Origin of the sequence: Candidatus Thiothrix sulfatifontis (genome assembly GCA_022828425.1) — a bacterium.
In the GTDB taxonomy this organism is placed as follows: Bacteria; Pseudomonadota; Gammaproteobacteria; order Thiotrichales; family Thiotrichaceae; genus Thiothrix; species Thiothrix sulfatifontis.
Genome location: CP094685.1, coordinates 467,904 through 489,131, shown reverse-complemented (window position 1 = coordinate 489,131; position 21,228 = coordinate 467,904). Strand labels below are relative to the sequence as shown.

The 21,228-nt window shown below is 50.8% G+C and carries 19 protein-coding genes and 1 pseudogene; 8 read left to right on the top strand and 12 right to left on the bottom strand.

What is annotated here, in order from left to right; all coding sequences use genetic code 11:
• Window positions 1–17 precede the first annotated feature (17 nt).
• Window positions 18–239, top strand: a complete 222-nt coding sequence (locus tag L3K52_02465) for an EexN family lipoprotein (protein ID UOG93957.1) — start codon at window positions 18–20, stop codon at window positions 237–239.
• A 285-nt stretch (window positions 240–524) separates the two neighbouring features.
• Window positions 525–1,322: pseudogene (locus L3K52_02460) on the top strand (type IV secretory system conjugative DNA transfer family protein).
• Between the two features lie 156 nt (window positions 1,323–1,478).
• Here L3K52_02460 and L3K52_02455 read toward each other — a convergent pair.
• The 5 genes from L3K52_02455 to L3K52_02435 all read right to left on the bottom strand — a co-directional run bounded on the left by L3K52_02455 (window position 1,479) and on the right by L3K52_02435 (window position 7,387).
• Complete coding sequence (locus tag L3K52_02455; protein UOG92607.1) at window positions 1,479–2,519, bottom strand: IS5 family transposase; 1,041 nt, start codon at window positions 2,517–2,519, stop codon at window positions 1,479–1,481.
• 249 nt (window positions 2,520–2,768) lie between these two features.
• Window positions 2,769–3,146: a transposase family protein gene (locus tag L3K52_02450; protein UOG93956.1), complete on the bottom strand. Its 378-nt coding sequence runs from the start codon at window positions 3,144–3,146 to the stop codon at window positions 2,769–2,771.
• Window positions 3,134–3,679: a transposase gene (locus L3K52_02445; GenBank protein ID UOG92606.1), complete on the bottom strand. Its 546-nt coding sequence runs from the start codon at window positions 3,677–3,679 to the stop codon at window positions 3,134–3,136. Before L3K52_02445 ends, L3K52_02450 begins: the two co-directional genes overlap by 13 nt.
• Before the next feature lie 296 nt (window positions 3,680–3,975).
• Window positions 3,976–5,682 (bottom strand): D-lactate dehydrogenase, encoded by a 1,707-nt coding sequence (gene dld / locus L3K52_02440; GenBank protein ID UOG92605.1) that lies wholly within the window; start codon window positions 5,680–5,682, stop codon window positions 3,976–3,978.
• A 10-nt stretch (window positions 5,683–5,692) separates the two neighbouring features.
• Window positions 5,693–7,387, bottom strand: a complete 1,695-nt coding sequence (locus L3K52_02435) for an L-lactate permease (protein UOG92604.1) — start codon at window positions 7,385–7,387, stop codon at window positions 5,693–5,695.
• A gap of 142 nt (window positions 7,388–7,529) precedes the next feature.
• On the opposite strand from L3K52_02435, the gene L3K52_02430 reads away from it, so the two are divergent.
• Genes L3K52_02430 through L3K52_02410 form a run of 5 tightly spaced genes read left to right on the top strand, consistent with a single transcriptional unit; the run spans window position 7,530 to window position 13,225 of the window.
• On the top strand, window positions 7,530–8,327 hold the full coding sequence (locus L3K52_02430) for an FCD domain-containing protein (protein ID UOG92603.1): 798 nt from the start codon (window positions 7,530–7,532) through the stop codon (window positions 8,325–8,327).
• Between the two features lie 4 nt (window positions 8,328–8,331).
• Window positions 8,332–9,081: a (Fe-S)-binding protein gene (locus L3K52_02425; protein UOG92602.1), complete on the top strand. Its 750-nt coding sequence runs from the start codon at window positions 8,332–8,334 to the stop codon at window positions 9,079–9,081.
• Complete coding sequence (locus L3K52_02420) at window positions 9,078–10,493, top strand: LutB/LldF family L-lactate oxidation iron-sulfur protein (GenBank protein ID UOG92601.1); 1,416 nt, start codon at window positions 9,078–9,080, stop codon at window positions 10,491–10,493. Before L3K52_02425 ends, L3K52_02420 begins: the two co-directional genes overlap by 4 nt.
• Window positions 10,486–11,136 carry a lactate utilization protein gene (locus L3K52_02415; protein UOG92600.1) on the top strand — a complete coding sequence of 217 codons (651 nt, stop codon included), beginning with the start codon at window positions 10,486–10,488 and terminating at the stop codon, window positions 11,134–11,136. The genes L3K52_02420 and L3K52_02415 overlap by 8 nt, the downstream gene beginning before the upstream one ends.
• Before the next feature lie 22 nt (window positions 11,137–11,158).
• Window positions 11,159–13,225, top strand: a complete 2,067-nt coding sequence (locus L3K52_02410) for a response regulator (GenBank protein ID UOG92599.1) — start codon at window positions 11,159–11,161, stop codon at window positions 13,223–13,225.
• Between the two features lie 98 nt (window positions 13,226–13,323).
• Here L3K52_02410 and L3K52_02405 read toward each other — a convergent pair whose 3' ends face one another.
• The 3 genes from L3K52_02405 to L3K52_02395 all read right to left on the bottom strand — a co-directional run bounded on the left by L3K52_02405 (window position 13,324) and on the right by L3K52_02395 (window position 16,045).
• Window positions 13,324–13,899 carry a Uma2 family endonuclease gene (locus L3K52_02405; GenBank protein UOG92598.1) on the bottom strand — a complete coding sequence of 192 codons (576 nt, stop codon included), beginning with the start codon at window positions 13,897–13,899 and terminating at the stop codon, window positions 13,324–13,326.
• Between the two features lie 138 nt (window positions 13,900–14,037).
• The gene (gene truD / locus L3K52_02400) at window positions 14,038–15,102 is read right to left on the bottom strand and encodes a tRNA pseudouridine(13) synthase TruD (protein UOG92597.1); all 1,065 of its coding nucleotides are present in this window, start codon (window positions 15,100–15,102) and stop codon (window positions 14,038–14,040) included.
• 7 nt (window positions 15,103–15,109) lie between these two features.
• Complete coding sequence (locus L3K52_02395) at window positions 15,110–16,045, bottom strand: prenyltransferase (protein UOG92596.1); 936 nt, start codon at window positions 16,043–16,045, stop codon at window positions 15,110–15,112.
• A gap of 83 nt (window positions 16,046–16,128) precedes the next feature.
• Here L3K52_02395 and ubiD point away from each other — a divergent pair, with 83 nt between their 5' ends.
• Complete coding sequence (gene ubiD, locus L3K52_02390) at window positions 16,129–17,592, top strand: 4-hydroxy-3-polyprenylbenzoate decarboxylase (GenBank protein ID UOG92595.1); 1,464 nt, start codon at window positions 16,129–16,131, stop codon at window positions 17,590–17,592.
• A gap of 27 nt (window positions 17,593–17,619) precedes the next feature.
• On the opposite strand, the gene L3K52_02385 is transcribed toward ubiD, so the two are convergent.
• The 4 genes from L3K52_02385 to L3K52_02370 form a co-directional block, all read right to left on the bottom strand.
• On the bottom strand, window positions 17,620–18,618 hold the full coding sequence (locus L3K52_02385) for a hypothetical protein (protein ID UOG92594.1): 999 nt from the start codon (window positions 18,616–18,618) through the stop codon (window positions 17,620–17,622).
• A gap of 156 nt (window positions 18,619–18,774) precedes the next feature.
• Window positions 18,775–19,458 (bottom strand): hypothetical protein, encoded by a 684-nt coding sequence (locus L3K52_02380; protein ID UOG92593.1) that lies wholly within the window; start codon window positions 19,456–19,458, stop codon window positions 18,775–18,777.
• Window positions 19,459–19,499: 41 nt separating this feature from the next.
• Window positions 19,500–20,555, bottom strand: coding sequence for a hypothetical protein (locus tag L3K52_02375; protein ID UOG92592.1), 1,056 nt, complete (start codon window positions 20,553–20,555; stop codon window positions 19,500–19,502).
• Window positions 20,552–21,214, bottom strand: coding sequence for a hypothetical protein (locus tag L3K52_02370; GenBank protein ID UOG92591.1), 663 nt, complete (start codon window positions 21,212–21,214; stop codon window positions 20,552–20,554). Before L3K52_02370 ends, L3K52_02375 begins: the two co-directional genes overlap by 4 nt.
• Window positions 21,215–21,228: the final 14 nt, after the last annotated feature.

Genomic DNA, 21,228 nt, shown 5'->3' with positions numbered 1-21,228 from the left:
AGATGACTACTACCCTGATGCTCTTGGTCTTGCTGACCGCCTGTGGCCAGTCCGCTCCTACAGAGACGGTCGAATCGCTGGCAGCCAATCCCGAGCGGTTGAAGGAACTGCGCAAGCAGTGCAAGGCCGACCGTGCGAAGCTGGGCGATGCGTTGTGCAACGCAGTGGCCGAAGCCGCACGCAAGCGCTTCATGGGCAACGGCACGCCGTACACGCCCGAGCCGACACCGAAGAACTGATCGCCTAGCACAGATAGCGCCCCTGCCGCCGGTCAATGCCTGTCGTATGGCTCCGTGTGTATCGATTCTTCACGTCGGCAAAAAATCTTTCAACAAATCTCCATACACGCCGCAACGCGCAGCCGCTTGCGGCGTTTTTCTCGTCTTCGCTGCTACTGGAAGTCTTGCTTTTTCTCCGTAGATTGTGCCAATAACGGTCTTTGACCGGCACTGACCTAACACCGAATCTCACGTCTGTGGCACGTCTTTGTGCACGCGATGTGCAGGAGAAATTCGGAGGTCAGGATGCAAGGGACCAGTGTGCTGTTCGGTCAGGTGCTGACGGTGTTTTGCATCGTCATAGCCGGCGTGTGGGGTGCCACACAATGGACTGCCGCTGCCCTGGGCTACCAGCTACGCCTTGGCATTCCCTGGTTCGACTTCTTCGGCACACCGGTCTATCACCCTTGGCGTCTGTTCGAGTGGTGGTTCTTCTTCGACGCTTACGCGCCGCACATCTTCAACACGGGTGGCACCATCGCTGGCGCCAGCGGCATGGTCGCCGTGATGGTCGCCATTGGCATGTCGATATGGCGCTCGCGGCAGTCCAAGCTGGTTACCACCTACGGCTCCGCACGCTGGGCCGATGCAAAGGAAATCCGCAAAGCAGGATTGACCAATCCAGCTGGTGTCTTCCTCGGCCTGCATGACGATCAGTACCTGCGCCATGAAGGGCCGGAACACGTCCTGACCTTCGCGCCCACACGCTCGGGCAAAGGCGTGGGTCTGGTGGTGCTGACGCTGTTGTCATGGCCTGCATCCGCAGTCATCCACGACATCAAGGGCGAAAACTGGAACATCACCGCTGGCTGGCGCTCGCGCTTCTCGCACTGCCTGCTGTTCAACCCGACCGATCCCAAATCAGCTGCGTACAACCCACTGCTGGAAGTCCGACGCGGCGCGCATGAAGTGCGCGATGTACAGAACATCGCCGACATTCTGGTCGATCCCGAAGGTGCGCTGGAGCGGCGCAACCACTGGGAGAAGACTTCGCACGCACTGCTGGTCGGAGCGATCCTGCATGTACTCTATGCGGGCGAAGACAAGAGGGAACCTCTAAAAACTCGGCGTATTGCAGCAGTTAGCGTTGGCCTGTCGGCATTTTGTTAAAAAAACACCAGTCCACCTCAATTTTTAACACACCAAGCCACAATTAGGTTGTTTTTCCGCATTTTTGCGGCTTTTTCGGGGATTTTCCCGTCAAATGGGTACAACTCCGCCCTCTTTGAGCGAACAGAGCCGCCGCAGGTTGTATACGGCAGCCTTGATACTGAGGCCGAATACTGCCCGCGCCAACCCAATGGTGCGGATGGCTTTACCACCCATTGCACAGATTGACCCAAACACATGCTCAACCCGTGCGCGGGGTCTGGCGATGCGGGTGTTGCGGCGCTTCTGGCAGTCGGATTGCGGCTTGCCTTTCTTGGCTTTGTGCTGGATGTGTAACCGCCAGCTACTTTGGTTGAGGCGTTGTTCACGGGATTGGTCTTCGTAACCTTTGTCCGCCCATACGTCACGGCTGGTGTTGGCTCGGTCAAGCACCGCTTCAAAATGGTTGGTGTCATGTTCTTTGGCAGTGCTGATGTGGCGTTTGCGGATGAGTTTGTATTTCCGGTCGGCACTGATACTGAGTTTGTAGCCGTGGTAGCTTTTGCCGTGTTTTTTCGTCCAGCTTGCTTCCGTATCCTTTTGGCGACGTTGGGCAGGTGTCCAGCCAGCGGGGGTTGCCGCTTGTTCCAACAGCGCTTTTTCTTCTTTGTGGAAATGTTGTTTAGGGGCTTCCACCAGCGTGGCATCGACGATTTGACCACCACGGGCAATAAAACCGTGTTGTTGTAATTGCCGTTGGACGGCATCAAACAGCGCATCCGCACCACCTGCCGCACTGACCCGCTCACGGAATACCCACAAGGTGTTGGCATCCGGGATCGTGCTGGAATGCCGCAGACCACAGAAGCGTTGGAACGACAGTCGGTCAAGTAATTGGTATTCCAATGCCTCGTCCGACAGGTTGTAAAGGTGTTGCAATACCAGGATCCGTACCATCAGTTCCGTGGGGTATGGCGGGCGACCTCCTCGCTTGTCACCTGGACGTGGGGCGATGTGGTCGATTTCTGCTGCCAAGGCGACAAAGTTGACGTGCTGATTTAGGGTAGACAGCAGGTCGCCCTTGCGGTCGAGTTTCTGTTCCCGTTCTTCGGCGGCAAACAGGCTGGTTTTGATGGCACTTTTCTTGGGCATGGCTAGTAACGGGGTCATTGGCTCAAATGGATATTTTCTCACATTTGTACGGGGTTCAGGGGGTTTTTAGAGGTTCCCTCTATTTGTGGATTTGCCATAAAAAGTGGCTTTGGCAATAAAAGCCGTGTCCATTACACAATGGATATAAACAAATGGAATAGCCCATGCAGGTATATTGATATTCCATTTGCAGGCATCGATATTAGACATTATCTATAAATAATTTTTATCTAAAAGTTTTTAAAACTTTCAATAGATGGGATTTCTCATGGAGTTTCTCAGGTTGTGTAGTCCGCAAGCAATTTCCATAATCTGGTCATCAAAGTCATCTTTTAAATTACGGTACACATCTTTCAGGCATCGGCAGCGTTTAATACCACTGATGATATGTTCAACGACTACCCTGCGGGCAGAAATTTGACGGTTTTCTTCTTTTTCTTGCGGGGTCAGGCATTTATTCCGTGGCTTCTTTTTTGGCTCAATGACGGTGACACCTTTTCCCATGTCAGCCCCCTTGAAGCCTAAATCACGTAAAATCACAGAACCCTCCGGTAATCGGGTCTGCTCCTCATCGGCAATTTTCTTGTCATGCTTCTTGCCTGAGTGGGTATTCCCTAAGTATTTGATATGTCTGTCAGCACAGCCAACGATGACATTGTTTTTAACCGTATGGGATTTTTTTTACCACTATAGTATTCACGCTGGACATCATTATCCACGGGGCGCTGGATTCTCCGCTCTGTTCCGTCAATAACCAATTCCTGTTGCCCTTCTTCTGCTAGCCGTCCCATTAATTCTGAGCATAGTCGAATGGGCTTATGTCCCATCTTATCCAATGCACTTTGTAATACCGGGCATAAGCGGTGTATCCAGTGGTTTGCCACACTTTGGGGAAGATCAAATGAATGCGCCAGCACTTCTTGTAAAGGATAGGTCTTCAGGTAAAACAGAATGAAAAACAGTTTGTCTTCTATTAATGCCAGTTTCCCATCAGAACGACCCCGCGTCTCATCAACACGTTTGCCCCGTGCGTGTAGGTCAGTTTGGTAAGCTGCGCTGAACAGTTCGAGCAAACCCAAAAACTCCTTGACGTTGAGACTGGTCATGGCAACAAATGCCTTTTCATTGGATTTCAATGCGTTAAAGCTGTACTCCGCCATGCCGTTAGTCCCTACTCTAGGCTGTTATTACTGTTAGGAATTTACGCTCTGGATGTGCATTTTGCCATTTATAATTATTATCTATATATTTTATTTTTTTTATAGATAATGTCTATTAATAACTTCAAGAATTCAGCAATTTCTATTACAGATGGAGCAGAATTAGCTGCAAACAAAAAAGCGATCGATGAGATCATTGAATTTATTTTTCAATAATAATCGAGTGGGGAGGTGAGACATTCGTCTCATCTCTCTCACATAACTACATATACGGTTTATATATACGCTTTGTGCCCTCACCCACAACAACTACAATTCCTCTTATACTTCTCCATCTTCCCAATCCCCGGATTAAACGTATTGGTCGGATCAAGCTTTTTGTAGAACTCCCGCAAGCCACTTTCCGCCGCATACAAATGCCCCACATTATGCTCCGCCGGATACTTCGCCCCCCGCGCATCCAGCAATGCCAACATCGCCTTTTTCACCGCATGGGCATCCGCACCCTTTCTCAGAATATAATCCTGATGGAAAACATGGCACATGAAATGCCCGTAATACAACGACTGTTCAATCTGGCTGCGAATATGCTCCGGCAACACTTCCACCCAATCCGCATCATTGCGCCGCAATGCAATATCCAACGCCAACATTTCCTCGCCGACCTGATCACTGAACAACGTCTGGTAACGAATCGCCGCGCCCGCCGCTGCAAACCGCTGCAAGAAAGCCTTACTTGCCTCCTGCGGCGTACACTCAAAATACGCGCCTTCGTTATCCGTATCCGCAAAGAATTCCGGCAAAAACGCCTGCGCCTCGGCAATCCCGCCCTCGCTCATTTTCAAAATCAAGTGATGTTCATAACGGTCACGGAATTCCAACAAACGACCCGGCAAATGCTGCGGAAACAAACGGCTTGCTCCCTGCATTACCCGATCACTCAAATATTTTGGCAACACCGGCAACTTGTTCAACGTCGCATCGGTACGCCCCTTAATCGCAAACAACTTCGGCATCACATCCGTTCCCAACTTCTCAATCGTCAGGAAGGTATCTTTGCCGTACTTTTCCGCAATATTGAAAATATCGCGGTGCATGTATTCGCCCACTTCCGGCACATTTTCAAACTGGCTGAGGATGTGCCGCCGCAAGCGCGTCAACACCTGCGGGTCATTCGTGCCGATGTAAAAGGTTTGTTCCTGCTGTGCCACCGGAAACGTATCCAGCCGCACCGCAAACACCGCCAATTTCCCCGCGCACCCACTGGCTTCAAACAAACGGCTTTCATCAGCATTGAAACGCGCAGGTGTTGCCGCATCCACATCACGCAATCTTGCCAGGTAGTCGCGAGCCGATGCCAGTTTACCGCCGTCATCCACCCCGTCTTTTGCAAAATCGCCAGACTCCAGCCGTGTAATCATCTCCTCCGGCGAATCGCCCAAGGCAATGCCCAAATGATTAACCATTTCGAGCTTGCCCTGTTCATTCACCTGCGCAAACAACGCCATTTCGGTGTAAGCAGGGCCACGTTTGATCAAAGCTCCGCCCGAATTATTCGCCACGCCGCCGACAATCGACGCGCCCAAACAGGACGAGCCGATCACCGAATGCGGTGCACGTTTCAATGGCTTGAGCAACTTTTCCAGCTTGTGCAACGTTGCGCCGGGAAAACTCAACACCTGTTCACCACCGTTCAACAGCACCAAATCGTCCATCGCCAAGGTATTGATCACCACCACCTCACGGTCGTAATCGTCCCCGCTGGGGGTCGAGCCTTCCGTCAAGCCGGTTTTCGCCGCCTGCATAATGATAATGGTGTTCGCATCCACACAGGCTTGCAGCACGCGCCACAGTTGCATGAGGGTTTGCGGAAACACTACCGCCAATGCCGTGCCGCTGCCCGAACGGAAACCCGTGCGGTAATACTCAGTACGGCGTTGCCCGGTCGTCAGTTTATCCGCGCCCACAATGCCTTGCAGGGTGGTGATCAGGGGATGGTTCATGGCACTTACCTCACAATGACGGGTCAGTCACGCCTAACACATGAATGGCAACCATGGTAATAATGCCCGCCATCACCAAATAATACAGCGTCGGAATAATCGTCAAGCGAATGGTTTGCCCTTCACGCCCCAGCAAGCCCACTGTTGCCGATGCTGCCACCACGTTGTGAATCGCAATCATATTGCCCGCCGCCGCGCCCACCGCTTGCACCGCCACCAACATTGCACCCGATACCCCAATCAAGCCAGCCGTATCAAACTGGAATTGCGCCAACATCAGGTTGGAAACGGTATTCGAGCCAGCAATAAACGCGCCCAACGCCCCAACTGCCGGAGCAAAGAACGGGTAAACATCGCCCACACTGCTGGCAACCAATTGCGCCATTGCGCGTGGCATGGACGGCAAGTCCGCCAGATTCACCCCAGAGTTAATCAAAATCCGTACCATTGGAATGGTGAAAATCAATACAAAGCCAGCACCCAGCAAAGTACGCGAAGACTCGCCCACTGCCGCTTTCAACTCAGAAAATTTCATGCGATGCAGGAAGAATGTCGCCAGCACCACCAACACCATAATGCCACCCGGCAAGTACAGGAACTCGATTTTGCCGGAAATGCCTTTTTCACCGAGAATATCCACCCATGGCAATACCAACGTATTGTTCAGGAAGGCTTTTACCTCGGCATTCGCCCGTGACAGCACCAGCAACACTGCCAGCAATACATACGGCAACCACGCCATGCCAATCGACACGGGTGCTTTTGCGGTCAGGCTATCCAGCTTGATTTCGATGCTGCCCATCCATTCCGCTGCCCATTCGCTCGGTGGCGCAAAATCCCACGATTTTTTCGGCACCAAGAAACCGGCACGCGCCGCTGGTACAACCAATGACAAACCCACCAATGCACCAATGATAGAAGGGAATTCCGGCCCTAAAAACACGCCAGCCAATGCGTAAGGAATTACAAATGCCAAACCGGCAAAAATCGCAAATGGTGCAACTGCCAACCCTTCCATCCACGACTTGTTACGCCCAAAGAAGCGGGTCAACATCACGCACATGAACAGCGGCATTAACACGCCAATAATCGCGTGCGTAATCGCCACTTCCGAGGTAATCAGTGCGTACAACACATCCCAGCTTGAGCCTTCGCTGAGTAATTTTTCGCTGATGCCAGCCTTATCCAAACCGCCAGAAACCCCAACGATAATCGGCGTACCCACCGCACCGAATGATACCGGCGTGGATTGCACCATCATCCCGACCATGACCGCTGCCATTGCCGGAAAACCCAAAGCCACCATCAACGGCGCAACCACCGCTGCGGGTGTACCAAAACCGGATGCACCCTCAATAAAGCAGCCAAACAACCACGCCACGATAATGACCTGAATGCGTCGATCGGTGCTGACATTCGAGAAGCCCGCCCGAATCGCGGTAATCGCCCCCGAATGCTTCAGCGTATTCAGCAGCAAAATGGCTCCGAAAATAATCCACAGAATCGCCCCTGTGAGAATCAACCCTTGCAGGGTAGAAGCCAGCACCCGATTAGCCGTCATTTCCCACGCGGTAAGCGCAATCGCCACCGTCACCACGAAAACCACGGGCATCGCTCGCCGTGCAGGCCAGTTAAATCCCACCAGCAGCACGGCTGCCAGCACCAAGGGCAAAAATGCCAGTAACGAAAGTAGCGTTTGACTCATTGAGAACTCCTCCTCCTGAATATTATTGGTCTTACCAATTGTGCTATAATGGCTAAATGGTAAGACCATGAATTCTGGGGCTTTTCGTAAGTCCTTGTCAATACACAATCTAATCCACTTGCAATAAAACTTTCAGGCTTTTATGATAGCGAAAATTGGTAAGACCAAAAAAGCGGAAGCCATGAAGAAATTACGTATCGCCGAACAACTCACTCAACAACTGGAACAAATGATCACCAGCGGGCATTTCACGCTGGGCGAACGTTTGCCTGCCGAACGCGCCTTGGCGGAACAATTCGGCGTATCGCGCCCTTCCTTGCGCGAATCCATCCAAACCCTGATTAGCCGGGGTTTGCTGGTTTCCAAACCCGGCGGCGGCACGTTTGTGGAAAACGATACCCCGCAAGCCAACGCGCCGTGCAGCAGCCCCTTGGTCGAGTTGTTCCGCGACAATCCCGAATACCGTTTCGACGTGCTGGAAATCCGCCACGCCTTGGAAGGCAATGCCGCCTGGTATGCCGCTTTGCGTGCCACTGATGACGACAAAGCCAATATCCGCGACTGTTTCGAGCGCATGATCGCCCGCCACGGCAGTGCTGACCCGATGGACGAAGCCCGCGCCGATGCCGATTTTCATCTGGCGATTGTCGAAGCCTCGCACAATCTGGTGCTGCTGCACGTCATGAAAAACCTGTTTGAACTGCTGCAAAACAGCATTTCGCACAATCTGGATAAGCTCTACACCATCCCGCGTGTGTTTGATCCGCTCAGCGAACAGCACCGTGAATTAATGGAAGCCGTGGTTGCCAGTGACCCCGAACGCGCCCGTAAAGCCGCGCAAGAACATCTGGCTTTTGTGGAAGATTCCCTCAAATCCATCGACGCAGACGAAGCCCGCAAAGTGCGTTCGTTGCGCCACCTTACTTTGCTTGGAAGGTAAACCCATGCCCCCCACACCTGACACCATTTACTTTTTCGGCACATGCCTTGTTGACTTGATGTACCCGCAAGCGGGCGTGTCGGCGATGCAATTGCTGCAACGTGCGGGAGTGAAAGTGATTTTCCCGCCTGCACAAACCTGTTGCGGACAACCCGCCTGGAATTCCGGCTACCGCGACGAAGCGCGTTCTGTGGCACGGGCGCAAATCGCGCTGTTCCCCAAACCCATTCCCATCGTGATTCCATCCGGTTCGTGTGCGGGGATGATGAAAGTGCATTACCCCGAACTCTTCGCGGGGCAACCGGATGAAGCGCAAGCCGTCGATGTTGCCAGCCGCGTGTACGAACTCACCGAGTTCCTCGTTGATGTGCTGCACATTGAGCTGCAAGATTTGGGCGAACCGCTGACAGTGGCAGTACATACCTCCTGTTCCGCCCGCCGTGAAATGGGTGTTGCCGACAAGATCGAATCGCTGCTGGGGCAACTCAGCAATGTGCAACGGGTGGAACACGCTCGCAAACCCGAATGCTGCGGTTTCGGCGGCACGTTCGCGGTGAAAGAACCGGAAATTTCCGCTGCGATGGTGCTGGATAAAGTGACCCATATTCGCAATACCGGCGTGGATCGTTTGATCAGTCAGGAATGCGGTTGCTTAATGAATATTGGCGGGGCAATGGCAAAGCAGGGGGATGCGATTCCGCACCAGCACATTGCTGAATTTTTGTGGGAAAGAACGGGGGGGAACGCAGCATGAGCAGCGAATTCCGCAATACTGTCCGCGCTAACCTCGCCAAGCCCGAAGTTCGCGCCAATTTCTACCGTGCGATGGATGGCTTGATGACACGTCGCCTCGACCAGTTTCCCGACAAAGTGGAACTGGAACGCTTGCGCACCCAAAGCATGGCAATCCGCGCCAATGCCCTGAGCAAGTTGCCGGAATTGTTGGAAACGCTCGAAGCCAACCTGACCCGCAACGGCATCCAAGTGCATTGGGCAGAAACCGCTGAACAAGGCAACCAAATCGTGCAAGCGATTTTGGAACGCCACAACGCCAAGTCGATCATCAAAGGCAAGTCGATGGTGTCGGAAGAAATGGGCATGAACCATTTCCTCGAAGCCTTGGGTATTGAGTGCCTCGAATCTGACCTCGGCGAATTCATTATCCAACTGGATGGTGAAACGCCCTCGCACATTATCATGCCCGCGATTCACAAAAACCGTGTGCAGATTGCCAAGCTGTTCCACGAAAAATTCCCCGACATTCCCTACACCGAAGACGTGGATGAATTGACGCAAATGGCGCGGCGGATTTTGCGCGACAAGTTTTATGCCGCACCCGTGGGGCTTTCCGGCGTGAATTTCATGGTGGCGGAAACCGGCACGTTGTGTTTGGTGGAAAACGAAGGCAACGGGCGCATGTCGACCACCGCGCCGTCGGTGCATATTGCGGTCACGGGCATTGAAAAGGTGGTGGAAAGTTTGAGCGATGTGCCGCCGCTGTTGAGCATTTTGACACGCTCGGCGACGGGGCAACCGATTACCACCTACTTCAATATGATTTCCAGCCCGCGCAAGCCGGGGGAAAAGGATGGCCCCGAAGCCGTGCATTTGGTGTTGCTGGATAATGGGCGTTCCAATATTTACAGTGATCCCGAATTGCTCGCGACCTTGCGCTGCATTCGGTGCGGGGCGTGTATTAACCATTGTCCGGTGTACGTGCGCATTGGCGGGCATAGTTATGGCACGGTGTATCCGGGGCCGATTGGCTCGATTTTAGAACCGCAAAAAGCGGGGCTGGATGTGCATGGCGAATTGGCGCAAGCCTCGACCTTGTGCGGTGCGTGTAGCGAAGTTTGTCCGGTACGGATTCCGATTCCGAGTATTCTCAACCGCTTGCGTTATGACGGGGTGCGCAAGGATACCGCAAATACCAACACTGTCGGTTCGGGTAAACGCCGTACTTTGAGCGAGGCAGCAACGTGGAAAACATGGGCGTGGGCGGCAACGCATCCGACGATTTATCACGCCGGTTCGACGCTGGCGACGCGCTTTAAAGGGATGTTGCCGACGAATTTAGGGGCGTGGACGACGGTACGTAGTGCGCCGAAACTGGCGGAATCGACCTTGCACCAACAGGCAAAACATCTGGGAGTTGACCATGAGTAATACGGCACGCGCTAATATCCTCGCCCGCCTGAAAGAAACTGCCTCTTGTTCCTCCCCTGACAAGGGGAGGTTAGGAGGGGTTTCTTACGACTGGGACACGGCAGAGCGGGTACGCCGTTTCACCGAACGCATGGTCGCAGTACGAGCCGAAGTGCATCACGCCACACCCAAAACGTGGCTAGATGTCGTCCAACAGGTGTGTGTGGATAAAGGTTTGAACAACTTGTTGGTTTCGCCCGAAACCGTGCTGGGCAAACAGATTCACGCGCAAGCCGACCGTTTTCCCACCCTCAAAACCTACGACCAGCCGATTGAAAGCTGGAAACAGGAGATGTTTTACGGGATAGATGCAGCGTTTACGGGGACTCATGGCGGGATTGCGGAAACGGGAACGTTGATCGTGATGCCATCCGTTGATGAACCACGTTTGATGTCGCTGGTTCCGCCCGTGCATCTTGCGCTGTTGAAAGTGGATAAGCTCTACACCACGTTTGCGGAAGCGGTGCAGGCGCAAGGCTGGGTGCAAGCGGGAATGCCCAGCAATGCGCTGCTGATTTCCGGGCCGTCGAAGTCGGCGGATATTGAGCAGACGCTGGCGTATGGGGTGCATGGGCCGAAGGAGTTGGTAGTTATATTGGTGTGACAGATGCGCTACTATTGTGCGCATGAAACCCTTGCTCCTCATCCTCCTGTGTGGTCTGTTGATCTTTTCAACGGCGAACACTCCGGCTGTTGAGCAAGCCCTGTCCACTACCCGCATCGTTTTAAGCAACGCAGAACAAACATGGCTCGATCAACGCCAAGGCGCACCGCTGCGCTATTGCTTCAGCCCCGTCTGGAAACCCTACGACTTCCTAGAGGATGGCAAGCACAAAGGCATTTTCGCCGACTACCTCCAACTCTTTTCGCAACGCTTGAATCTCCCGTTACAGCCGGTGTTGAGCAATACGTGGGGTGAAGCCTTGCAGTTTGTTCGCGAAGGCAAGTGCGATTTCCTGTCTGGTGCGGTCAAAACCCCTGAGCGTGAAGATTTTTTGTCCTTCACCACGCCTTATTATCAAACGTCGCACGTTTTGCTCGCCAAATCTGGGCGACCGTTTGTGCAGTCGTTGGCGGATATTGCGGATCAAAAAATCGTTATTCCCACCGGCGGCGCAGTTGGCGTGCGCTTGCGCCAAGACTACCCCCGTACTCTTTTTATTGAGGCGGAAACCCCCGATGCGCTGTTTGAAAAGGTGGAAAACGGTGAGGCTTACGCTGGGGTGGCCTCGTTTGCGCACGGCGTCCAGATTATTCAGCAAGGGCTGTACAACCTAAAAATCATTGGCAAACTGGATTACGACTACCCCATTTCGGTGGCGGTGCGCAAAGATTCCCCGCCGCTATTGGGCATTATGCAAAAAGCCGTTGATTCCCTCACGCCAGCCGATCACGATGCTGTCAAGCGTAACTGGAATTCAATCACGGTGGTGGAAACGACCGATTATGCCCTGCTGTGGAAACTCGTCAGCGGTGCCAGCCTGATTTTGTTGGGCAGCATTTACTGGAATCGCAAACTGACCCGTTTGAATACCGCGCTGCAACAAGCCAAGGAAGAGGCGGAACGCGCCAATCAAGCCAAAAGCGAATTTCTGGCGAATATGAGCCACGAAATTCGTACCCCCATGAATGCGATGATCGGTTTGGGGTATCTGCTGCAACAAACGGATTTAACGGCGCAACAAGCGGATTACCTGAATAAAATGCAGTCGTCTTCCAAGATGTTGCTGGGCATTATCGACGATATTTTGGATGTGGCGAAAATCGAAGCGGGCAAGCTCGCGCTCAATTCTACAGCGTTCCGGCTCAGTAACGTCTTGCAGCAACTCAGCTATTTGTTTGAAGAACCGGCGCGGCAAAAAGGCTTGGGATTTCAGATTCACGTCGCCGAAGATGTACCGCCGTGTTTGATTGGCGACCCGCAACGCTTGGCGCAAATTTTGCTGAATCTGGTGAGTAACGCCATTAAGTTCGCCGATGTGGGCGAGGTGTGTATCCGGGTGACGTGCTTGACGGCTGACGCTGCCACTGTCCGCTTGCAATTCAGCGTGACTGACACCGGCATGGGCATCAGTGTGGCGCAACAGGCGAAACTGTTTAAACCGTTTTCGCAAGCGGATAGCTCCTTTTCGCGGCGGCACGGCGGTAGCGGCTTGGGTTTAGCCATCAGTCAATCGCTGGCGCGGCTGATGGGCGGTGAAATCAGGCTGGAAAGCCTGGAAGGGCGCGGCAGCACGTTCAGTTTTGGCGTGGCGTTTGCGGCGTGTGTCGATATTGTGCCGATCAATACACCCTTCGCCCAAGCCACGGGGCTGTTCAAGACGGCGCAGGTCTTGTTGGTGGAAGATGACCTGTTGAATCAAATGGTGGCGGGTGAATTGTTGCAGCGCTTAGGTGTGACGGTCACGGTGGCGAATAACGGCCTCGAAGCGCTGCAAGCTTTGGAGGCAAACACCTTTCATCTGGTATTCATGGATATTCAAATGCCACACATGGACGGCTATCAAGCGGTTAAATTGATTCGCCAACAGCCGCAATGGGTGCATTTACCGATTGTGGCGATGACTGCCCACGCGATTTCCACCGAACGGGCGAAGTGCATTGCAGCGGGGATGAACGATTATTTGAGCAAGCCTATCGACCCTGCCGGGTTGGTAACGATGCTGGCGAAGTGGGTAGTCGTGGTAACATAGCTCCCCATTCCCCTGATGAGAAGTCGCTGTACCCATGACCGTTGCCAAACTCACCCTTGCCCGTCTTGAATCCCTGTTGCTGACTCGTGAAAGGCACGTTATATCCACAGCGCTGCCAGCGAGATTTCTATGGCATCAAACGGTGGGATGCGTGCCACGTCGTCGTCGCCCCATGCACCCAGCAAAATCCAATGCCCGCCCGATGATTGGTAGGCTTCCAAGGTTTTGTGTTCGGGGTCAACTATCCAGAACCATTCCACCCCTTCTGCACGGTAGATAGGCATTTTGAGGATTCTGTCTTTGCTGGCAGTAGAGGGGGAGAGGACTTCACATGCCCAGTCAGGGGCAAGTTCCAGCCATGCGGTATCCGGTAGGCTGGGCAGGCGTTCGCGTCGCCAGCCTGCCAAGTCGGGAACGAGGATGTGCGGTTTGTCACCGAGGTGCAGTTCAGGTTCAAACAGTATGAGCCAGCCGTCTGAACCTGTGTTGTCAAAGTCAAACGTTGGCGCTACTTTGCCAGATAGCACGGAGGAGGCGCGGGCATGGCGAATGGCGGGGCGCGGCATGGTGTGCAGTTCGCCGTTGAGGATTTCACCCGTGAGGTGTTCCGGCAGTTGCAACAGGTCGGCGTAGGTTGCGGGAGGGGTGTCGTGTTTGCGTGCTGGTTGAGCCATTGTTAGGTGTCCTTTTGACTCGATTCATAAAAATCTCGTGTTATTTAGCGAGCTTACGCTTAAAAAATCAAGGCTATTTTCTGAGCGACCAGCGATTGCGTGCTGAGCGGGTGTCACTACCGTGAACGCAAAGAATGGCTACGGCAACACGGCGTGAGCTTGAATTTGTAGCGGTACGACAAACGTCCCCAACTGCTCCAACACCACCGTGGCATAAGCCCCCGCTGGCAAGGCAAAACTCAGGCGCAAGGTGCTGTCATCCACCACCTCAAACCCCACCGTACCCACATTGACACGCAAAGCACGGCGTTCCTGTTTCAGCCCCTGTTTTTCCAACCCGGCGCAAAAGATCGGGAAACGTGCGGCTTGTGCGGCTTCCAACTCGCGTGCCTCGGCTTGTGTAGGCAATTCGCCACGTCCCCACAAAACGCCGGTCGGGTGGATGGCTTGCGTTGCCAACCGTGCAGGCAATTCCGCACTCGCATCGTCGGCAAACCAGGCGCTGCCGCCTTCAAACATAAACACATCGCCCGGCACGCGCTGATTCCAGGTTCCGTCTGCGACCCGTTGCGCCAACACATTATTGAAAATCCACGAACGCGCTGCCGACAAATACAAGCTGCGCTGGTTACGTTGCTTCGGCTCTACACCCGCTGCAAACCAGCGTTCTGCTTTGCGCAAATTGCCGAAGTTATGCCCGAAACGCTGATCACCGTAGTAATTGGGAATCCCGTGCTGGCTGATTTGTTCGCAAATCGCCGCCGCTTCAGCGAAATCGCCGCTGCACTGCCGCAAGGTGAGGATGAAACGGTTGGCTTCCAATGCGCCGCGTCGCAGCTTTTTGTCATGCCGCTGTTGTTGGAGGACTTCGATTTCAGCAGGCAATGCCGCAAAATCCGGGTCAGCCATGCCGGGCAATTGCAGGCTAAACCATTGCGTGGTGATGGCATGGCGGTCTTTTAGCCCCGCGTAACCGACTTCCTTGGCAGGTACACCGGCACAGCGGGCGAGTTGCCCTGCCACCCAGTCGGTATTCGCGCCGGTTTTGCGGACTTGCACCCACAAATGTTCGCCACTGCCGGTGAGGGCAATCTCCATTTGTTCATCGACGATAAAATCTTCCGGCAAACTGCGGAATTCACCGCGTAACGGGGCGGCATAAGCGCGGGCAAAGCCCGTGGTATCAAAGGTAGTTGGGTTCATGCGCGAACTATACCAGCCACAACGCCAAGGACAACAGCACGCCGTGCAATACCGCGCTGCCAATCGTCATTTTAATCGCCGGTTCGAGCTTGTGCGGGTTGTGCGCGTGTTCCACCAATTGCAAACCGGCACGCAACGCAATCCCCAACGGCAAGGCGCTCAGCAATGCCATCGGTGGCAATACATCCAGCATTACCCACAACACCAGCAGCAACGTTGCCAGCAAGACTGCCGCCACATAAACCTTCGCTGCCGCATCCGCCCCAAAGCGCACGACCCAATGGTGTTTGCCGCTGGCGGCATCGGCTTCGCGGTCGGGAAATTGGTTAATTAGCAAAATATTCATGATTAACAACGACAAGGGCAAACTGATCACTATTGGATACCACGCCAACGTTCCGGTTTGCACAAACCACGCGCCCAACGGGGTTAATACGCCAAAACTCACCGCAATAGTGGGTTCGCCCAAGCCGCGACTATTCAAACTCAACGGCGGCGCGGAATAACCCCAACCAATCACCAAACCCGCCACGCCAATCCACAACAAATCCATCCCGCTTTGCCATGCCAAGCCCACCCCGATCAGCATTGCCACCGCCAGCAAGCACGCGCCGAATACCAAAGTTTCGCCCGCGCTTAATACGCCGTTCTGGATAAAGCGACTGCCGCCAGTAAACGGAAACAAGCGTTGGGTATTGCGCCGATCCGTGCCGTTTTGCTCGTCGTAGTAATCGTTCAGCACATTCATGCCCGCGTGTACCAGCATCACCGCCAGCAATGTCCACGCCAGTAACCAGCCGTGCAAGGCATACCCTTGCGCCCACGCCGCTGCCGCGCCCACCACCGCCGGTACAACACTTGCCGCCAGAAACGCGGGGCGGGTTGCCAGCCAATAACGTAACAACGGCTGCTGCCGCAAACTCAGATCGGGTTCTTGTGCCATCGTGTTGCCTATTGCGCTGCAAAAAACCTGATTATACGCAAGCTCATAGTCAGCTTAGGAAAATTTCCGTTATTATCCTCGCCATGAAATACCATGACCTACGCGACTTTATCCAACAACTGGAAAAAATGGGCGAACTCAAACGCATTAGCGTGGAAGTTGACCCGTATTTGGAAATGACCGAAATCGCCGACCGCGTATTGCGTGCGGGTGGCCCTGCCTTGCTGTTTGAAAATCCCAAAGGGCATAACACGCCAGTGCTGGCAAACCTGTTCGGCACACCGCGCCGCGTGGCGTTGGGGATGGGTGAGGAATCCACCGAAGCTTTGCGCGAAGTCGGTAAATTGCTGGCGTTGCTGAAGCAGCCCGACCCGCCGAAGGGGTTTAAGGATGCGTTCAATGCATTGCCGATTTTTCGTAAGGTGCTGGATATGGCGCCCAAAGTGGTCAGCAAAGCCGCGTGTCAGCAAGTCGTGGTGGAAGGCGATAAGGTGGATTTGAGCAAACTGCCGATTCAGCATTGCTGGCCGGGGGATGCTGCACCGCTGATTACGTGGGGCTTAGTGATTACCAAAGGCCCGAATCAGAAGCGCCAGAATCTGGGAATTTACCGCCAGCAAGTGTTGGGCAAGAATCGCGTGATTATGCGCTGGTTGTCGCATCGCGGCGGCGCGTTGGATTTTCGCGAGTTTCAGCAGGCGAATCCGGGTAAGCCGTTTCCGATTGCGGTGGCGATTGGCACTGATCCGGCGACGATTTTGGGTGCAGTCACGCCTGTGCCGGATACATTGTCGGAATATGCGTTTGCGGGGTTGTTGCGTGGTTCGCGGACGGAATTGGTGAAAGCTATCGGCTCGGATTTGCAGATACCGGCATCGGCGGAATTTGTGTTGGAGGGGCATATTTACCCCGATGACATGGCTCCTGAAGGGCCTTATGGCGACCACACCGGCTATTACAATGAAATTGATAGCTTTCCGGTGTTTACCATTGAGCGCATTACGCACCGCAAAGACCCGATTTACCACAGCACGTATACCGGGCGACCGCCGGATGAACCGGCGATTTTGGGCTTGGCGTTGAATGAAGTGTTCGTGCCGATTTTGCAGAAGCAGTTTCCTGAGATTGTGGATTTTTACCTGCCGCCGGAAGGCTGTTCGTATCGCATGGCGGTGGTGAGCATCAAGAAGCAATACCCCGGTCACGCCAAGCGGGTGATGATGGGGGTGTGGTCGTTCCTGCGCCAGTTCATGTACACCAAGTTCATTATCGTGGTGGATGACGATGTGAATACGCGCAAGTGGGAGGATGTGATCTGGGCCATGACCACGCGCATGGATCCGGCGCGGGATACCACGTTGATTGAACATACGCCGATTGATTATCTGGATTTCGCCTCGCCCGTGTCGGGGCTGGGGTCGAAGATGGGGATGGATGCGACCAATAAATGGCCGGGGGAAACCACGCGGGAGTGGGGTACGCCGATTGTGATGAATGCGGCGGTGAAATCCCGCGTGGATGCGATGTGGGAGAAACTTGGCTTATGAATTTATGCTGCTCACGTAAGGCAGTAATTACAGCCTAGACCAAGTAAGATTGCGCGTTTTTTCATAAGCACCATCACCGTCCTCGTCGATATTCAAGACTATCGTTTTCGTTGATGTTGGCAAAATTTGTGCTTTTGAATTATTCGCTCCATTCAAAATCAATTCGCCCGAAAAGATGAGTCCTCCGCTAAAGTAGAGTGGCTGTATAACTTTAGGCGTAACATACCCATAATCGCCTACATACGTTTGTCCGGTCATTTCTGTAATGACACCTTGCTGTTCATCACCTGTACCCAAATATTGTAAGTTGAATTTAAGAGATTCTACATTTTCTTCTTTAATGTAGAGGTTTTGCTTAACTGTTAAATTATTGTCTTTTTTGGTGAGTAAAGTATCACCATTGTATACATCAATATAATCTACGGATGCAGATTTAACAGTATAATCATAATTATAACCATAAGTTATAGTTTTGGATGGCGATTCAATATTGATACGAGTGTAAGTGTTACTACCATTGAGTACTGCTATTTCAGTTCCACATGCATTATAAATATCTTGCCTCACATACTTGCTCCCCCCGTCATCCAATGAGGTCTCATTGCTTGTTCTCGTAATTTCTCCCGACATAAAACACGGTATAGTCCCCGAAAACACTATAGGAAGATATAAAAGAGCGACAGGAACGGGTCTATATCCACCATCAGAAACGAAGAAATCCCCCCATTCAATAAATTGCATCGTGGCTTCTTCTGTCAAGCGTGCTTGCTCGCGTTTCCCTGTATAAAGGGGATTTAATGGAGTGGTATCAGTATTTACCACTACCGTTGGCGTTGGTGTAACGGGGGGCGTAGAGGTGACGGTAGCTGTGGCGTTATCGCTGGGGTTTGGCGTATCTGAGGTGCTACTGTTACCGCCGCCGCCACATCCGGTGATAATTACCATGCTGGCAACCAATAAGATGTAATAACTATACTGCCGATGTAACCCGACTAATTTTCTTTCAGTATATTCAAATGCGAACATGACACAGACTCCTTGCATCGATTACAGAAAACACCCTCTGTTTTCATCGTAACAAAATACTTGGATGAGCCAATAGAACAAAGGTCTATATTTTGACTATTACCTATAAATTTAAATCACTTACATTTAAAACATGTCATTCGTGAAAAATTAGCATCATTTGTACTTATGAGAAAATTTAATATTTTGAGCGTGCCATGTTTTAATATCACCATCCACTGTCGCTGATAAATACACAGTACTTTCGTCGCTTAAGGATAGCTGAAGTTTACGAAAAGCATAATTCTTGCCCTTAAAAGCTTCAATTATTTCCCCGCCAGAAGTTTCTATGAAACCTTTCACAGCCCCATTTTCTCCCAAATAGTCTTCCCACTCTATATACATTTTTGAAGAAACACCACTCCAAGTGCCATTGTATACATGTGTCTTTTTCGATCTTTTTATAGCTAAGATCATTGATTTTGATATTAACTCTTTTTGAACGGGTGACTCAGCAGGAAAACTCTTCTTTGGCAGCAGCGTTTCTGTGGAAGATTTAATCACCTCTTTACTTTCTACATTACTTTCATCTTTTTTATCAATTGAATTACTTATAGGGGATATTATTTTTTGGTTACTAGAACTATAATCATCCTTCATGATCAACTCTATTTTTGGAACCATTAATACTGCACCAGAGATCATCAAAATCAATCCTACGAACCAAGTTTTAAATCCTTTTGAAACTGTGATTTTCTCAACGCTTATTATATCAAGCCCAGATACAAATAAAAACAATCCGATTAACAATAACAATATGGCTATATATATAATACTTGGGTCAGAAGGTATATTAGGCATAACAAATCCTTTTTATCTAATAAAGAAAAGCATATTTGTGTTTATTTTTCATGAACCTCATCTACATTATTTACCCGCTTTTCTTCTATTTTATCCAAGAAGCTAGGAATGAAACGCTCACTAAATCCAGCTAGCATAGATAAAAAGGCTAGAATCCAAACTTCTCTGCCATGATTAATACCATTATCACCTAAATTCAAAAAATTAAGAATAATCCCAGACTTTAATAAAATGAAAACAATAATTGCAGAAAAAACACCCGTCATTACCCTAATAGTCGCCTCTCCCCAATGAACCATACGACCAGCAGCAGGGTCAACTTTTATTTTATATAATCGGGTAAGAACTGAAAATTGCGCCCCAACAATACCAGATCCCATAGATAAAAGTAGAAGTAATACATCATGAGCGCTTGAATTAAAGAAAGAAGAACTCATCCATTTCCAAGAAGGATCATGATTTACAAAAGCAGATAACATAAATAACAAAAGAAATAAAGAACCAGATGCAATGACGCTCGATTCTATCATCCAAATACGTGCTTTTTCTTTAGTTCTTGTTCTTATGAAAATCTCAGCGTGTTCGAGAATTTTTTTTGCTCCGATAACATTATTATTATTTCCCGAATTATCACCACTTTTGTTTGTTTTATTATACGTGATTAATGATATTGCATGAGCAATCATTCTAGCCCAAGAAAATAGTTGTTTATCATTAAGATATTCGGTTGGAAAAGCCGATAGATATTCAATACTACCTAATATTTCCAATTTATCTTGATCAGTGTGATACATAGTATGCTCTCCTACTTCCCATCTTAAATTATTATGCTTATCAATATAAACAATGTACTCAGAATTACGTTCACGTATAATATATTTATCTTCTTCATGACCTCCATCATTTTTAAGACGGCTTTTAATCTTTTCTCTTAATGTAGGAATGGTTTTATTTGCATTACCAGACTCTGCTAATTCACTAACAGCAGCATCATGAACAATGAGATTATTAGACGTATTCGCCGGACTCACAACATGGTCTCTATTAACATTATAGTTAGCACTAACATCTTTGATGTGGTTTTCATTATTTTTCATGACTCACCCCATTTTTCTGGTAACAAAGAATTATAACCGCGAATATCTTTATCAGCGCCAAGCAACTGATAATAGTTTTTCTGATAAACAGAGAACATACAAAGATCTATTGGTGTCACCTCAGATGAATTAACACTATCAATACCTCCACCAGCTTCTAATGCTGCTGCCACCAACTCAGAACAGAAGAATCGAGTAAAATCTTCAATGTTATAGGTAGTAGAGCCAAGCAATTGAACTTCATCCAACGCATCTAATAAAGACTTTATTGCTTGAGATTCATCATATGGCTTTCTATTCTGGCGCAACAAAAAATCGTAAAATGCTTTCAAATCAAGCTTAGAACGTATCTCATCACTTAATGGTAGCCACCAAACTTCACCATCATAATTGGTAATGCAATCACTTAGACGACTGATAGTAACACCTGACGATTTTTCATTGAGTGATGTGGACTCAATAATCTGATTTAAAAAGCTATTCGACGAGTCATTATTAATCAAAAGTGTAGACTGAAGAACCACACCCACATGAGAAACATTTGCGCGTGTAGCCCACTTTATGAGTTCTGATAAATTACCCTTCCCAGAAAACGCAATGACATCACCTGGCTTCATTAAGTAACGTACATCACTATAGTTTGCTTTTAAACGACTCATATCAAACATCCTTC

Bases quoted from the DNA above. Each gene is read 5' to 3' on its own strand.
- truD (UOG92597.1), bottom strand. From the start codon at position 15,102: ATGAACCCAACTACCTTTGATACCACGGGCTTTGCCCGCGCTTATGCC.
- L3K52_02375 (UOG92592.1), bottom strand. From the start codon at position 20,555: ATGAAAAATAATGAAAACCACATCAAAGATGTTAGTGCTAACTATAAT.
- L3K52_02445 (UOG92606.1), bottom strand. From the start codon at position 3,679: ATGGCGGAGTACAGCTTTAACGCATTGAAATCCAATGAAAAGGCATTT.
- L3K52_02455 (UOG92607.1), bottom strand. From the start codon at position 2,519: ATGCCCAAGAAAAGTGCCATCAAAACCAGCCTGTTTGCCGCCGAAGAA.
- L3K52_02405 (UOG92598.1), bottom strand. From the start codon at position 13,899: ATGGCTCAACCAGCACGCAAACACGACACCCCTCCCGCAACCTACGCC.
- ubiD (UOG92595.1), top strand. From the start codon at position 16,129: ATGAAATACCATGACCTACGCGACTTTATCCAACAACTGGAAAAAATG.
- L3K52_02385 (UOG92594.1), bottom strand. From the start codon at position 18,618: ATGTTCGCATTTGAATATACTGAAAGAAAATTAGTCGGGTTACATCGG.
- L3K52_02465 (UOG93957.1), top strand. From the start codon at position 18: ATGCTCTTGGTCTTGCTGACCGCCTGTGGCCAGTCCGCTCCTACAGAG.
- L3K52_02380 (UOG92593.1), bottom strand. From the start codon at position 19,458: ATGCCTAATATACCTTCTGACCCAAGTATTATATATATAGCCATATTG.
- L3K52_02435 (UOG92604.1), bottom strand. From the start codon at position 7,387: ATGAGTCAAACGCTACTTTCGTTACTGGCATTTTTGCCCTTGGTGCTG.
- L3K52_02370 (UOG92591.1), bottom strand. From the start codon at position 21,214: ATGAGTCGTTTAAAAGCAAACTATAGTGATGTACGTTACTTAATGAAG.
- L3K52_02425 (UOG92602.1), top strand. From the start codon at position 8,332: ATGCCCCCCACACCTGACACCATTTACTTTTTCGGCACATGCCTTGTT.
- L3K52_02420 (UOG92601.1), top strand. From the start codon at position 9,078: ATGAGCAGCGAATTCCGCAATACTGTCCGCGCTAACCTCGCCAAGCCC.
- L3K52_02430 (UOG92603.1), top strand. From the start codon at position 7,530: ATGATAGCGAAAATTGGTAAGACCAAAAAAGCGGAAGCCATGAAGAAA.
- L3K52_02395 (UOG92596.1), bottom strand. From the start codon at position 16,045: ATGGCACAAGAACCCGATCTGAGTTTGCGGCAGCAGCCGTTGTTACGT.
- dld (UOG92605.1), bottom strand. From the start codon at position 5,682: ATGAACCATCCCCTGATCACCACCCTGCAAGGCATTGTGGGCGCGGAT.
- L3K52_02415 (UOG92600.1), top strand. From the start codon at position 10,486: ATGAGTAATACGGCACGCGCTAATATCCTCGCCCGCCTGAAAGAAACT.
- L3K52_02410 (UOG92599.1), top strand. From the start codon at position 11,159: ATGAAACCCTTGCTCCTCATCCTCCTGTGTGGTCTGTTGATCTTTTCA.